Origin of the sequence: Bradyrhizobium sp. 604_D8_N2_3 (assembly GCF_051810765.1) — a bacterium.
Classification (GTDB): Bacteria; Pseudomonadota; Alphaproteobacteria; order Rhizobiales; family Xanthobacteraceae; genus Bradyrhizobium; species Bradyrhizobium barranii.
On the sequence record NZ_JBPWPM010000001.1, the window covers coordinates 6,283,426 to 6,296,230 of the forward strand.

Consider the following 12,805-nt stretch of genomic DNA (forward strand, 5'->3'; position numbering starts at 1 on the left):
AAACCCCGATTCAACGCAAATCCCCGGGCCGCTTCTAGCACGGGCGCCACATTTGTGGCGAATGTCAGCCGAATTGACCGGACACGATTTGATTCAAAAAGTTACACGTTCCCCGGGCCTTAGCGCCAATAGCTTGCGCCTTCCGGCCCGGGTCGCGTGATTCGGAGCTTGCTGGTTACGACCTTTGATAGTCGTCTTCAATCCGGATGATGTCGTCTTCCCCGAGATAGCTTCCGGTCTGGACCTCGATGAGTTCCAGCATGATCTTGCCCGGGTTCTCCATCCGGTGCACCGCGCCCATCGGGATGTAGATGGACTCGTTCTCGTGCACCGTCTTGACGGTTTCGTTGACGGTCACCCTGGCCGCGCCGCGAACGACGATCCAGTGTTCGGCACGATGATGGTGCTTCTGCAGCGACAGCCGCCCGCCCGGCTTGACGACGATGCGCTTGACCTGGTGGCGCTCGCCGTTGTCGACGGACTGGTAGCTGCCCCAGGGCCGGTGCACCTTGAGATGCTCCTCGGTGACCTTCGGTGCGACCGTCTTCAGCTTGGTCACGAGGCGCTTCAGGCCGTTGGCATCCTTCTGGCGCGAGACCAGCACCGCATCCGCGGTGGCGACCACGACGAGATCGTCGACGCCTTCGAGCGCGACCAGCGCTGCATCTGTGGTGACGTTGCAGTTGCGCGAGTCTTCGAACACCGCGCTGCCGTGCGAAGCATTGCCTTGCGCGTCCTTCTCCGACAACTCCCACACCGCGTGCCAGGAGCCGACGTCGGACCAGCCGCAGGACACCGGCACGACCGCTGCGCGCGAGGTCTTCTCCATCACCGCATAGTCGATCGAGATCGCCTTCGCCGCGCCGAACGCCTCGGGCTCCAGCGTCACGAAGCCGAGATCGCGGCCGGCATTGCTCACCGCATTGGAGATCGCCTCGACGCTCGCCGCGTCGACCCTGCGGTATTCGTCGAGCAGGACGGTGGCCGGGAACATGAAGTTGCCGCTGTTCCAGAGATAGCCCGAACTGACGTAGTCGGCCGCCTTCACGGCATCAGGCTTTTCGACGAAGCGCGCGACGGCGTGCACCTCGCCGGAGATCACCTCGCCCGGGCTGATATAGCCGTATTCAGTCGCCGGCCGCTCCGGCTTGACGCCGAAGGTGACGATGCGCCCGGCGCTCGCGGCGGTGAGGCCTTCACGGCACGCCGCGACGAAGGCCGCATTGTCCTGCACCACGTGGTCGGCGGCGAGCGCGAGCACGATCGCGTCACTGGAGCGGTTCTGCGCGAACACTGCGCCCGCGGCGATCGCGGGGCCGGAATCGCGCCGCATCGGCTCGAGGATCACGTCGGCCTCGATGCCGATCTCGGCGAGCTGCTCCAGCACCATGAAGCGATAGGACGCATTGGTGATGACGATCGGACGATCGAACAGCGAGGCATCGGACACGCGCAGCAGCGTGTCCTGGAAGGTCGAGCGCGTGCCGAACAGCGGCAGGAACTGCTTGGGGCGCACCTCGCGCGAAGCCGGCCACAGCCGCGTGCCGGCGCCGCCGCACATGATCAGGGGGATAATGCGTTTGTCCATCGTCATTTCAAACCTTGAAGTAGTCCCGATACCAGGCGACAAAATTACGGACCCCGAGCGCGATCGGCGTTGACGGTGCAAAGCCGGTGTCGCGCGTCAGATCCTCGACATCCGCGAACGTTTCCAAGACGTCTCCCGGCTGCATCGGCAGCAATTCTTTGATTGCCGTCCGACCCAGCTCCTGCTCCAGAAGCCCGACGACATGCATCAGCTCTTCCGGATGGTGGTTGCCGACATTGTAGACCTTAGACGGCGCATTTGCGGCAGCCGGGTCATCCGCGGGCACCTGATCGATCAGCTTGGATACTACACGGGTGACGTCGTCAATATAGGTAAAGTCGCGACGCATTTTGCCATGGTTAAAGAGCCGGATCGGACGCTCCGCCATGATGGCGTTCACGAACAGAAACAGCGCCATATCTGGCCGGCCCCACGGGCCGTAGATGGTGAAGAAGCGCAGGCCCGTGACCGGCAGCCGGTAGAGATGGCTGTAGGACTGCGCCATCAATTCGTTCGCCTTCTTGGTCGCGGCATAGAAGCTCACGGGATGGTCGGTGCGGTCCTGCACGGCAAATGGCAGTTTGGTGTTGGCGCCATAAACGGAGGATGACGAGGCGTAGACGAGATGACGACAAGAATTGTTGCGGCAGCCCTCCAGCACGTTGAGAAAGCCCTGGAGGTTGGAATCGGCATAAGTGTGCGGATGGTCGATCGAGTAGCGCACGCCCGCCTGGGCCGCGAGATGCACGACTTTGTCAAATCGATGTCGCGCAAACAGCGCCGCGATGGTCTCGCGGTCGGCGAGATCGGCCTCGACGAAGGCGAAGCGGAAATCGCTCCGAAGCAGCGCCAGGCGCGCCTGTTTCAGCGCCGGATCGTAATAGCTGTTGAGATTGTCGAGCCCGACCACGGGCCGGCCCTCGGCCAGCAGCTGCCGGGCGACGTGAAAGCCGATGAACCCGGCGGCTCCCGTGACCAAAATCGCCTGATCCGTCATCCTGTTCCCAAGCGATCTGTTGCCACGCGGTCCCCAAGCCGGCCCCGCGGCGCCTCTTTAGCCGCGGTATCGAGGCCGTCGCAATAGCCCCGCGGCTATTCATCACCGCTCCGGATAAGCGCTATTGCAAGATCGGCGCCAAGACCATACCAAAGCGGCCGAATTCGACGCCTCGCGTCGGGTTGCCTCAAATCTTCGCAAACCCTATTCATGCGGGCGAGATGCGCCGAATCCTGCTGTCGACGGCCAAAATCCTGATTTCCGGAGCGCTGCTCTACCTGGCGCTGCGCAAGGTCGATCTGTCCGAACTGTTCTCGCGCCTGACCGCGACCAGCCTGCTCTGGATCGCCATTGCGATCGCGGTCACGTTCCTGCAAATCTTCGTCGGCGTGGTCCGCTGGCGCGAGATCAGCGCCGAATGCGGCGCGCCGCTCGAGCTCGGCCGCGCCATGCGCTACAACGTGATCGGCGCGTTCTTCAACCAGACGCTGCCCTCCGCGATCGGCGGCGATGCGGTCCGACTGTGGCTGGTCGCGCGCGCCGGCGCCGGATGGCGCGCGGCCACCTACTCGATCTTCGTCGACCGCGCGATCGGCCTCGTCGCGCTGGCGATCGTCGTCGTCGCGAGCCTGCCCTGGAGCTACGAGCTCATCACCGATCCGCACGGACGCTCGGCGCTGCTGCTCGTCGATTTCGCCGCGCTCGCGGGCGGCGTCGGTTTCCTGATCTTCGGCGCGCTGAAATGGTCGTGGCTGAAGACCTGGTGGGCCACCCATCACATCCACGCCTGCGCCGTGATTGCCAACCGCGTGATCTTCAACGCCAAGCGCGGACCGATCGTCGCAATTCTGTCGCTTCTCGTTCACGTGCTCGCCGTCGTCATTGCGTGGTGCGTGGTGCAGTCGATCGCCGCACCCGTCAGCTTCGGCCAGACATTCCTCCTCATTCCGCCGATCATGCTGATCACCCTGATGCCGATCTCGATCGCCGGCTGGGGCGTGCGCGAGGCGACGATGGGCCTGGCCTTCGGTTTCGCCGGGCTTTCCGCTAACGAAGGCGTCAACGTCTCGCTGCTGTTCGGCGCCGTGCTCTTCATCGTCGGCGCGATCGGCGGCCTGGTCTGGATCCTCAGCGCGGAGAAGGCCGCGAAAGGGTCGGCGCCGCTCGGAGTGCCGGAGTGACGATATACGCCTCGAGTCCGGGCGTTGCAGCCGGGCTGGTGCTGTTTGCGCTTGCGCCAGCCGTGCTGGCTGCACCGATTTCCGCGTGCATCACCCGGTGGAGCATGCCGCTGCTGCAACGTTATTCGCTGGCGCGTCCGAACGCTCGGTCCTCGCATCGCATTCCGACGCCACAGGGCGCGGGTATCGCGGTTATCGCGGCGACCCTGCTGGTCGCGGCGCCCTGGGCCGCCTGGATCCATGCCGCGATTCCCCTGCCCCTGATCGGCTCCGCCGTGCTGATCGCGCTGGTTGGGCTTGTCGACGACGTCAGGCCGCTGCCGGTCGTGCTCCGGCTCCTGTTGCAGGCGGGCGCTGTGGCCGCCGTCGTCTTCACGACACCGGAGGCGCTGCGGATCGTTCCGGCTCTGCCGCTTGCGGTTGAACGCACCCTCATTCTCATCGGCGGCGTCTGGTTCGTGAACCTCGTCAATTTCATGGACGGGCTCGACCTCATGACGGTGGCGGAGGTGGTCCCTGTAACGGCCACGCTCGGATTGCTCGGATGGTGGGGCGACCTCTCTCCATCCGCCGCGCTGATCGCCACGGCGCTGTGCGGCGCCATGCTCGGCTTTGCGCCGTTCAACCGTCCGGTCGCAAAAGTGTTTTTGGGCGATGTCGGCAGCCTGCCGATCGGCCTTTTGCTCGGCTGGTGCCTGCTGGAGCTCGCCTGGCAAGGGCAGCCCGCCGCGGCACTGCTGCTGCCGGCCTATTACCTCGTGGATTCCACCGTCACGTTGTTTCGGCGCATCGCGCGGCGCGAACAATTCTGGTCGGCACACCGCTCGCACTTCTACCAGCGTGCGACCGACAACGGCTTCACGGTCCGCCGCGTGATCGGCGATGTGTTCGCGCTCAATCTATTGCTGGCTGTGCTTGCCATCATCACGGTTCGCGCAAGCTCGACCTCGGTCACATGGCTTGCGCTCGTCGCGGGCGCGATCGCGATCGGATTCGTGCTGCGCCGCTTCTCCCGCCCTCAGGCGTCCTGAGCCGACAGCGCGAGCCGCAGGCCCTCGTCGAGGGAGACCTGCGGCTGCCAGCCGGTCGCAATCGCCTTGGCGAGGTTGAGCTCGAGCGAGCCGATCAGGCTGTCATGGGTATCCTGCCGGCCCAGCACGCTGAGCAGCGTTGAGAGCAGGTCCGGCGGCATGCCGAACAGCCGCGAGTTCTTGCCGGCTGCCTTCGCCAGTCGCTCGATGAATTCGGGCGTCGAGACCTGTTCCGTGTCGGCGACCAGGAAGATCTCGAAATTGCTCGTGGGATCGGGGTGAGCCAGCCGGCGCAGGATGAACGACGACAGATTCTGCACGGCCAGGAACGCGCGCTGATTGCGGATCGCGCCAAAGGGCAGCGGCAGCCCCAGATTCACCGCGCGCGTCAGCAGCGCGAAATTGCCCTTCGCGCCCGCGCCATACACCAGCGGCGGCCTGATCACCGAGATCTTCATGTCGCTGTCGCGCGCCAGCGTCCTCAAGCCCGCCTCGGCGGCGGCCTTGGACATGCCGTAGAGGCCGCGCGGCGTGAGGATGTCCTCCTCGCTGAACGGCGCGCGGCCTTCATTGCTGCGGCCGTGCACGAGAACGGTGCTGACGAAGATGAACTGGCCCACACCCGCCGTCGCCGCGGAGCGCGCCAGGTGCAGCGTGCCGGCGATGTTGACGTTGCGGTAGAGCTGGACCGCGTGCTCCTCGTGCTTGTGATGCACGCGCGCGGCGAGATGGACCACGGCGTCGACGCCTTCGAGCGCCGCCTCCCAATCGGTATCGGGGCCGATCGATTCGATCACGACCTCGTCGTCGATCCCTCCGGGCTGCGCACCGCGGGGCGGACCGACCATCCCTCGCGCGCTAGCTCAGGCGCGACATGACGGCCGACGAAGCCGCTCGCCCCTGTCACCAGCACGACCGGTTTTCGCTCGCTCATCGTTGCTCCGCCAGATCGGGGTTGCGCAACAATTCGTCGATCAGCCCGGCATAGGCGTTCATCGCGGTCGTCCGGTCGAATTTCGCTGCCGCCTTCACTGCGCGTTCGGCCATAGCGGCGGCGTCGCAACGAGATGCCGCGCGGATTGCGTCGGCGAGCTGATCAGCGCGGCCCGGCGTCACGACCCAGCCGAGCCCGTTCTCCACCACCGTCAACGCAGCCTCGGCCTCCGGCTCGGAGACCAGCGCCACGGGACGGCCGACTGCCAGCAGATTGTAGAAGCGGCTCGGCACCGACACCCCCGCCACGTCCTTCCGGTACGGAATGATCCAGAGATTGGCAGCCGCCAGGAACGCCTCGAGCTCGGCATCCGCGACCCGCGCCACGAAGGACACATTGGGCAAGTTCGCTTCAGCCTGCAACTGCTTCAGCCGCTCGAAGCCGATGCCCCAGCCGGATAGCAGGAAGTGGATGTCCGGTTCGTTTTTCAAAAGGCGTGCCGCCTCGAACACGATCTCCGGATCATGGGTGAAGCCGAGATTGCCCGACAGGCCGACAATGAATCGCGCGGAAAGCGCTTTGCGGAACGGATTGTCCGGCGCCAGGGGACGTGCCGCGGGTACGAGCGTCGCCCAGTTCGGGATAAAGCGGATCTTGTTCCGCGTCATGCCGGAATAGCTCAAGAGCGGCGGCTCCGCATCGCGGCCGATGGTGATGACGGCATTGAGCGCGCGGAACATCAGGCTGTTGGCCGCGCGCATCGTCCGCGTCACCAACGAGCCGGGCTTCAGGATTTCCGCCATCACGAGAACATCGGGGAAGAGGTCGTGCATGATCAGCGCCGAGCGCGCCCCCCTCAGCCTTGCTGCCGCCGCGACCGCATATGGCAGCATGAACGGCGCGGTGACAGTGAGCACGACGTCACCTGCCCTAAGCTCCCGGATCAGCGCGAAGAACGTGCGCGCCGCAAACAGCAGCTCGGACCATCCACGCCGCACCAGCGCGGTCTTTCCCGCCATCCGGTTCTTGATGGCAATCACGCGCGGCTTGCCCGGGCCGGTTTGCGAGGCCGGCAATTCGCCGGGCGAGCCCGACAGCACGATGACCTCGTGGTCGACGGCGACGCGGCAGGCGATCTCGGCCATGATCGCCGCGGTCGTGCTCGGATCAGGCGGGTAATGCTGGCTCGCGACGACGATCTTGCCTTGAGAATGCATGGTCAAGCCGCGGTCGACCCGAATTCCGGAACCGCATCCTTCAGGATGGTCTTGATCGTGGCCCGATCGTCCCGCGCGATCGCCTGCTCCAGCGCCGCGATCCATTTGCGCAGCGTCTGCATCGGCGGCTCGTTCGGCTGCGCGGCCATAATGCCGGCGACACCGATCTCGCGGGTCGGCTCCTCGGAGGCGAACAGGATCTCGTGCAGGCGCTCGCCCGGCCGCATGCCCGTGAACACGATCTCGATGTCGTAGCCGGGCTGGAGGCCCGAGAGGCGGATCATGCGCTCGGCGAGATCGACGATCTTCACCGGTTGGCCCATGTTGAGCACGTAGACCGAGACGTCGGGACGCTGCGTTCCGAGCGCATGCGTTGCCGCCGTGATGACGAGATCGCAGGCTTCGCGGATGGTCATGAAGTAGCGGACCATGTCGGGATGCGTCACCGTCACGGGGCCGCCGGCCTCGATCTGGGCCTTGAACTTCGGCACCACCGAGCCGTTCGATGCCAGCACGTTGCCGAACCGGACCGAGATCAATCGCATCGGCGACCTGACACTACCGGTACCTGCGGCGAGATCGTGGTCGAGCGCCTGGCAGTACATCTCGGCGAAGCGCTTGGTGAGGCCGAGCATCGACACCGGCTCGATCGCCTTGTCGGTCGAGATCATCACCATGGCTTCGGCGCCGGCGCCGCGCGCCGCATCGGCAACGTTGATCGAGCCGAAGATGTTGGTCTTGACGCCCTCGCTCCAGTCGCGCTCCAGGATCGGCACGTGCTTGAGCGCGGCGGCATGGAACACGATGTCCGGCTTGAACTCCGCCATCAGGCGGATGATGCGCTCGCGGTCGCGAATGTCGGCGATCCGCCCCTCGATCGCGGCCGCCGTGCCGTGCGCAGCGAGCGCTTCCGTGACCGCGTAGAGCGCCGGCTCGGAATTTTCCACGATCAGGAGGCGCGCGGCGCCGAAGGCGACGACGCGCTCGCAGATCTCGGAGCCGATTGAGCCGCCGCCGCCGGTGACGATCACCGCCTTGCCCCTAATCAGGGATTCGAGGCGCGCATAGTCGATTGTCTCGCTCGGCCGCAGCAGGAGGTCCTCGACCGCGACGGCCGTGAGGCGCGGCGTATCGCCGCTCTCCAGCGAGGGCATGCGATTGACGATCACCCCTAACTTGCGCGCGCGCATCAGGATCGATTCCGGATGAGCGTCCGGCTCGAACGCGGACGGCGTCATCACCAGGCGTGCGATCGGCTTGTCGCGTTTGGCGAAATCACTAATGACGTCCTCAATGTCGTCAATACCGCCCAGCACCGGCACATTGCGGATCAACTGGCCGCTATCTGCACTCGACGGCGACAAGACGCCGACCGGCCAGATGCGCTTGATCGCGCCGCTCTCAATGCCGCGCAGCAGCACCTCGGCATCCGCGGCGCGGCCGATCAGCAGTGTCGGCGCGGCATTCTGGCCCTTGGCACGACGCCGCACGCGCGTATAGCGGAAGTGCCGGTAGGCTATGCGCAACGCAGTGAGGAACGTTATCTCAAGGAACCAGTAGAGGACGATCGTCACCTTGCCGATGAAGAAGGCGCCGCGGACGTTGGGGGCGACGAAGATGTAGTCGAGCGCCAGGAGGGCAACCGTCAGCACGGTCGCGACGCGGATGATGTTCAGAGCGTCAGGCAGCGAGATGAAGCGCCATTTCGTCGTGGTCAGGTTGAAGACGAAGAACACGACCATGCTGAAGGCGAGGAAGTAGGGCAGGATCTGGAATAGCAGCGGCAGGCGGTCGAAGAAGCCGTGGCCCCCCTCGAAACGCAGGTAGAACGCTGCGAACAGCGCCGCCGTGGTCGCCAGCAGGTCGTGGAGCGCGATCAGGAAATTGCGCAAGGTGAGATGCGAAAGACGCGTCATCCGCCGACCGATGAAATCCCAGTTAGGTGCAACCTGACTGCGCTGATAGCCCATCTCGACAAGACTTGCCAGTACAAGGCTTGCCAGCCGCGCGGCCGTTCAGGAACCAGCTTCCCCCACCTTCGCCTCGGCGTGTCGGGCCCGGATCACCATGCCGCCGGCAACGCCGACGCCGATGACATACATCCAGCCCTCGTGGAAGTCGAACAGATGGGAGTTGAACAGCGAGGTGAAGACGTTCTGCACCACCACCAGCAGGCCAATCCAATGGACCAGCCCGTCGCCGCGGAACAACAGGAGATGCAGGACCCAGATCGCGTAGAGAACGGCGATGCCGATGACGCCCCATTGCACGGCGACATTTAGCGTCTGGTTATGCGGATTGCCGATCACCTCGGCGGAGGCCTGGTAGCCGCTGCCGGTCTTGACCTGCTCGAACAATCCACGCGTCGAACCGGTGCCGTGCCCCTTGATCGGCGCCTCCGCGAAGAAGCCGAGCGATTTCCGCCAGAATTCGAGCCGCAAGCCCAGCGAGGTCGGCTCGCCCTTTTCGACATAGCGCGTGTAGTCGCTGGCGAAGGTGTCGGCGGTCTTGCGCAATTGCGGCGAGGCCTGCCAGGCGAGAGCGGCGCCGGCGAGCAGAGCGGCCGAGATGATCGCGATGCTGCGCCAGCGCAGGTGCAGCAGTGCGAACACGCCGAACATGATCGGAACGGTGACCAGCGCGGTGCGCGACACCACCACGAAGGCCATGTTGACGAAGAAGCTCAGAGCCAGCGCGATCAATAGTCCCGCGAACCAATAGCGCTTCTGGCGCAGCAGCATCACGATGGGATAGGCGAGCGCGACCGCGCACAGCGCGAATTCCTGGCTCTGGTCGATGTAGTTCTTGACGAAGATGCCGCGCTCGAGGTGATCGGGCTTGAGCGTCAGGTTGGGATAGAAGGCCACCAGCCACGACATCACCGAGAGCAGCGCGCAGGACACCAGGAACGCGATGAAGATCCAGTGCCCGCGCGACGAGCGCTCGAAATGATAGAGCAGCACGGGCAGCACGAGCAGCTTGACGGTCGGGTTGACCGCATAGAAGCGCGCGCCCCAGGCCGCATCCGACCACACCGTGCCCACCAGCGCGAGCAGGACCAGCGCGATCGGCGCGGCCGCGATCGGGCGCTTCAGCGATTGCAGGAATGCGCGGACGTCGAGAAACGGCACCATGCAGACCAGGAACAGAGCGTTGAAGATCGCCGCGAGCGAGGTCGACCAGGGCAGCGAGGCCACGGTCAGGATCGCGAACAGGTCGGCCGTCTCGCACCACGCCGCCGGGCTGCGAAAGCGCCGCCACATCTGGGCGGTCGTCTCCCGGGCGAGCGTCGTCGCTTGGTCCGTCACTTGCCCCCTCCCCGCGCGCGATGGACCAGCGCGGTCGTGCTGAAGCCCTGGAGGATGTCGACCAGCACGACGATTCCGCCGGCGGCTTCGACGACCTCATGGCCAACCACCTGCTCGCGGGTGTAGTCGCCGCCCTTCACGAGCGCGCTCGGCTTGATCCGGGTGATCAAATCGATCGGCGTATCCTCCTCGAAGATGACGACGAGATCGACGGCTTCGAGCGCCGCGAGCACTTCCGCACGCGCCCGCTCGTCCTGAACCGGGCGATCGGCGCCCTTCAGCCGCCGCACCGAGGCATCGCTGTTGAGGCCGACGATCAGGCGATCGCAGGCTCTGCGCGCCGCGGTCAACACCTTGACGTGGCCGGGATGCAGGATGTCGAAGCAGCCATTGGTGAAGCCGACGCGCAGGTCCTGCCGGCGCCATTCCGCGAGCTGCGCGTCGAGCGTATCAGGCTCGAGCACGATCTTCTCCTCAGCCGCGAGATAAGCATGCGGCAGGATCTTCCGCCGCAGCTCGGCCGCGCTCACGCTGGCCGTGCCTTGCTTGCCGACAGCGACGGCAGCGGCCGCATTCGCCATCCGCAACGCCGTGTCCCAGTCCGCGCCCGCCGCGAGCGACACCGCAAGCGCAGCGGCGACGGTGTCACCGGCGCCGGAGACGTCGCGCACCTTCACAGGGACAGCCGGAACGTGAACGGCCTCGCCATTGCGCGGCACCAGCGTCATGCCCTGCTCGCCTTGCGTGACCAGGATCGCCTCGCAATCGGCGAGCCGCATCACGTCCTCGCTGGCATCGACGATGCTCTGCGGCGTGTCGGCGCGGCTGCGGGTCGCCTCCGAAAATTCCTTGCGATTGGGCGTGAGCAGCGTGGCGCCGCGATAGATCGCCCAGTTCAGGCTCTTGGGATCGACGATCACGGGCTTGCCGAGCGTTCGCGCGGCGTCGATGGTGTGGCGGATCACGCGCGCGGTCAGCACGCCCTTGGCGTAGTCGGAGAGCAGCACGATGTCGGCGTGCGCGATCTGTGGCAGGATTGCGTCGATCAGGCTGGTCTCGATGTCGTCGGAGGCAGGCACCGCCTGCTCCCAATCCGCGCGCAGCATATGCGTGGAAAAATGCTCGGAGACGAAGCGGACTTTTCGCGTGGTCGGCCGCGACGGATCGCACACCAGCGCGCTTTCGATGCCGACATGCTCCGCAAGTGCCGCTTCGAGCCGCTTGCCCGCATCGTCCTCGCCGACGAGGCCGACGAAGATGCAGCGCGCCCCGAGGGACGCGATATTGCGCGCGACGTTTCCGGCGCCGCCGATATGGATCTCGCTGCGCTGGGCGGCGATCACGGGCGCCGGCGCTTCCGGCGAGATCCGCGACACCTCGCCATAGACGAACTCGTCCAGCATGATGTCGCCGATGCACAGCACCGTACGGCCTGAGATGGCTTGCGCGAGAGCGTCGAAATCGAGAATGGGGGTCGGCATGGTCCTTGAAGCCTCAGCGGAAGCGGTCTGGCCGGTCGAGATAATCGCCGACATAGGCTTTCACCGCATCCTCGAGCGTCGTGAAGCCGCCGTTATAGCCGGCGCGGTGCAGGCGATCGACCTCGCTCTGGGTGAAGTATTGATAGCTGCCGCGGATCTGCTCGGGCATGTCGACATATTCGATGTTGGGCCTGGTGCCGAGCGCCGCATAGGCAGCGAGCATCAGGTCCCTGAAGCTGCGCGCCTTGCCGGTGCCGACGTTGAAGAGACCGGACACCGACGGCGTCGCCAGCAGCCACATGACGACGCGGACAACGTCGTCGACATAGATGAAATCGCGGCGCTGATCGCCGTCGGCGATGCCCTCGCGGTGCGACTTGAACAGCTGCACGACACGGCCCGCCCTCACATCATCGAAGCGGCGCGCCAGCACGCTCATCATCGAGCCCTTGTGGTATTCGTTGGGGCCGAACACGTTGAAGAATTTCAGTCCGGCCCATTGCGGCGGCAGCTTCTCGCCGCGCGCGACGCGCTCGGCGACGGCGAGATCGAACAGGTGCTTGCTCCAGCCGTAGAGATTCATCGGCCGCAGTTTCTTCAATGCGGGCGGTGAGGCGTCGTCGTCAAAGCCGTCGGCACCATCGCCATAGGTCGCGGCCGACGAGGCGTAGATCAACGGCACCGCATCCGCCGTGCACCAGTCCAGCAGGCGCATCGACAGGCGAAAATTGGTCTCGATCACGAGGTCGCCGTCGGTCGCGGTGGTCTCGGAAATCGCCCCGAGATGGATCACGGCGTCGAGCTTGCGGCCCTTCAGCCAGTCGAGCAGCTCGGCCGGCGGGACGATATCCACAAGCTGGCGCTTGGCGAGGTTTCGCCACTTGCCCTCGGTCCCGAGGAGATCGCAGACGACGACATCGCTGCGACCGACCTCGTTCAGCGCGGCGACGACATTCGATCCGATAAAACCGGCCCCACCGGTCACCAGCAACATTCCACCTACCCTGCCAGGTTTTGCCCTGCCCGATTTTCACGGCCCGGTCCTGCCCTAGCGCATGATCCGCCAAA

Annotated in this window: 11 protein-coding genes; 2 read left to right on the top strand and 9 right to left on the bottom strand. The window is 65.4% G+C overall.

Annotation, left to right across the window (positions count from 1 at the left end; genetic code table 11):
* Positions 1-175: 175 nt before the first annotated feature.
* Complete coding sequence (locus tag AB7245_RS30200; protein WP_439035237.1) at positions 176-1,588, bottom strand: mannose-1-phosphate guanylyltransferase/mannose-6-phosphate isomerase; 1,413 nt, start codon at positions 1,586-1,588, stop codon at positions 176-178.
* 7 nt (positions 1,589-1,595) lie between these two features.
* Entirely contained in the window at positions 1,596-2,585 is a 990-nt protein-coding gene (locus AB7245_RS30205) for an SDR family NAD(P)-dependent oxidoreductase (protein ID WP_439035238.1), read from the bottom strand.
* A gap of 221 nt (positions 2,586-2,806) precedes the next feature.
* Between AB7245_RS30205 and AB7245_RS30210 the strand changes: the two genes are divergently transcribed.
* Positions 2,807-3,766: a lysylphosphatidylglycerol synthase transmembrane domain-containing protein gene (locus AB7245_RS30210; protein ID WP_354081092.1), complete on the top strand. Its 960-nt coding sequence runs from the start codon at positions 2,807-2,809 to the stop codon at positions 3,764-3,766.
* Positions 3,767-3,801: 35 nt separating this feature from the next.
* Positions 3,802-4,797 (top strand): MraY family glycosyltransferase, encoded by a 996-nt coding sequence (locus AB7245_RS30215; protein ID WP_354134923.1) that lies wholly within the window; start codon positions 3,802-3,804, stop codon positions 4,795-4,797.
* Here AB7245_RS30215 and AB7245_RS30220 read toward each other — a convergent pair.
* The 7 genes from AB7245_RS30220 to rfaD all read right to left on the bottom strand — a co-directional run bounded on the left by AB7245_RS30220 (position 4,785) and on the right by rfaD (position 12,731).
* Positions 4,785-5,645, bottom strand: coding sequence for an NAD-dependent epimerase/dehydratase family protein (locus AB7245_RS30220; protein WP_439035239.1), 861 nt, complete (start codon positions 5,643-5,645; stop codon positions 4,785-4,787). The two genes, AB7245_RS30215 and AB7245_RS30220, sit on opposite strands and share 13 nt — an antisense overlap.
* Entirely contained in the window at positions 5,591-5,731 is a 141-nt protein-coding gene (locus AB7245_RS30225) for an NAD-dependent epimerase/dehydratase family protein (RefSeq protein WP_282523656.1), read from the bottom strand. The genes AB7245_RS30220 and AB7245_RS30225 overlap by 55 nt, the downstream gene beginning before the upstream one ends.
* Positions 5,728-6,948: a glycosyltransferase family 4 protein gene (locus tag AB7245_RS30230; protein ID WP_439035765.1), complete on the bottom strand. Its 1,221-nt coding sequence runs from the start codon at positions 6,946-6,948 to the stop codon at positions 5,728-5,730. Before AB7245_RS30230 ends, AB7245_RS30225 begins: the two co-directional genes overlap by 4 nt.
* A 2-nt stretch (positions 6,949-6,950) precedes the next feature.
* Positions 6,951-8,864 (bottom strand): SDR family NAD(P)-dependent oxidoreductase, encoded by a 1,914-nt coding sequence (locus tag AB7245_RS30235; RefSeq protein WP_439035240.1) that lies wholly within the window; start codon positions 8,862-8,864, stop codon positions 6,951-6,953.
* Positions 8,865-8,963: 99 nt separating this feature from the next.
* Complete coding sequence (locus tag AB7245_RS30240) at positions 8,964-10,211, bottom strand: O-antigen ligase family protein (RefSeq protein ID WP_282523743.1); 1,248 nt, start codon at positions 10,209-10,211, stop codon at positions 8,964-8,966.
* Between the two features lie 41 nt (positions 10,212-10,252).
* Positions 10,253-11,737, bottom strand: coding sequence for a D-glycero-beta-D-manno-heptose-7-phosphate kinase (gene rfaE1, locus AB7245_RS30245; RefSeq protein ID WP_354134789.1), 1,485 nt, complete (start codon positions 11,735-11,737; stop codon positions 10,253-10,255).
* 13 nt (positions 11,738-11,750) lie between these two features.
* Positions 11,751-12,731, bottom strand: a complete 981-nt coding sequence (rfaD, locus tag AB7245_RS30250; protein WP_282523653.1) for an ADP-glyceromanno-heptose 6-epimerase — start codon at positions 12,729-12,731, stop codon at positions 11,751-11,753.
* Positions 12,732-12,805 lie beyond the last annotated feature (74 nt).

What these genes read in the sequence shown, in the direction of transcription:
- AB7245_RS30200 (WP_439035237.1), bottom strand. Translation starts at nt 1,588, where the DNA reads ATGGACAAACGCATTATCCCCCTGATCATGTGCGGCGGCGCCGGCACG.
- AB7245_RS30205 (WP_439035238.1), bottom strand. Translation starts at nt 2,585, where the DNA reads ATGACGGATCAGGCGATTTTGGTCACGGGAGCCGCCGGGTTCATCGGC.
- AB7245_RS30210 (WP_354081092.1), top strand. Translation starts at nt 2,807, where the DNA reads ATGCGCCGAATCCTGCTGTCGACGGCCAAAATCCTGATTTCCGGAGCG.
- AB7245_RS30220 (WP_439035239.1), bottom strand. Translation starts at nt 5,645, where the DNA reads ATGGTCGGTCCGCCCCGCGGTGCGCAGCCCGGAGGGATCGACGACGAG.
- AB7245_RS30225 (WP_282523656.1), bottom strand. Translation starts at nt 5,731, where the DNA reads ATGAGCGAGCGAAAACCGGTCGTGCTGGTGACAGGGGCGAGCGGCTTC.
- AB7245_RS30230 (WP_439035765.1), bottom strand. Translation starts at nt 6,948, where the DNA reads ATGCATTCTCAAGGCAAGATCGTCGTCGCGAGCCAGCATTACCCGCCT.
- AB7245_RS30235 (WP_439035240.1), bottom strand. Translation starts at nt 8,864, where the DNA reads ATGACGCGTCTTTCGCATCTCACCTTGCGCAATTTCCTGATCGCGCTC.
- AB7245_RS30240 (WP_282523743.1), bottom strand. Translation starts at nt 10,211, where the DNA reads ATGTGGCGGCGCTTTCGCAGCCCGGCGGCGTGGTGCGAGACGGCCGAC.
- rfaE1 (WP_354134789.1), bottom strand. Translation starts at nt 11,737, where the DNA reads ATGCCGACCCCCATTCTCGATTTCGACGCTCTCGCGCAAGCCATCTCA.
- rfaD (WP_282523653.1), bottom strand. Translation starts at nt 12,731, where the DNA reads ATGTTGCTGGTGACCGGTGGGGCCGGTTTTATCGGATCGAATGTCGTC.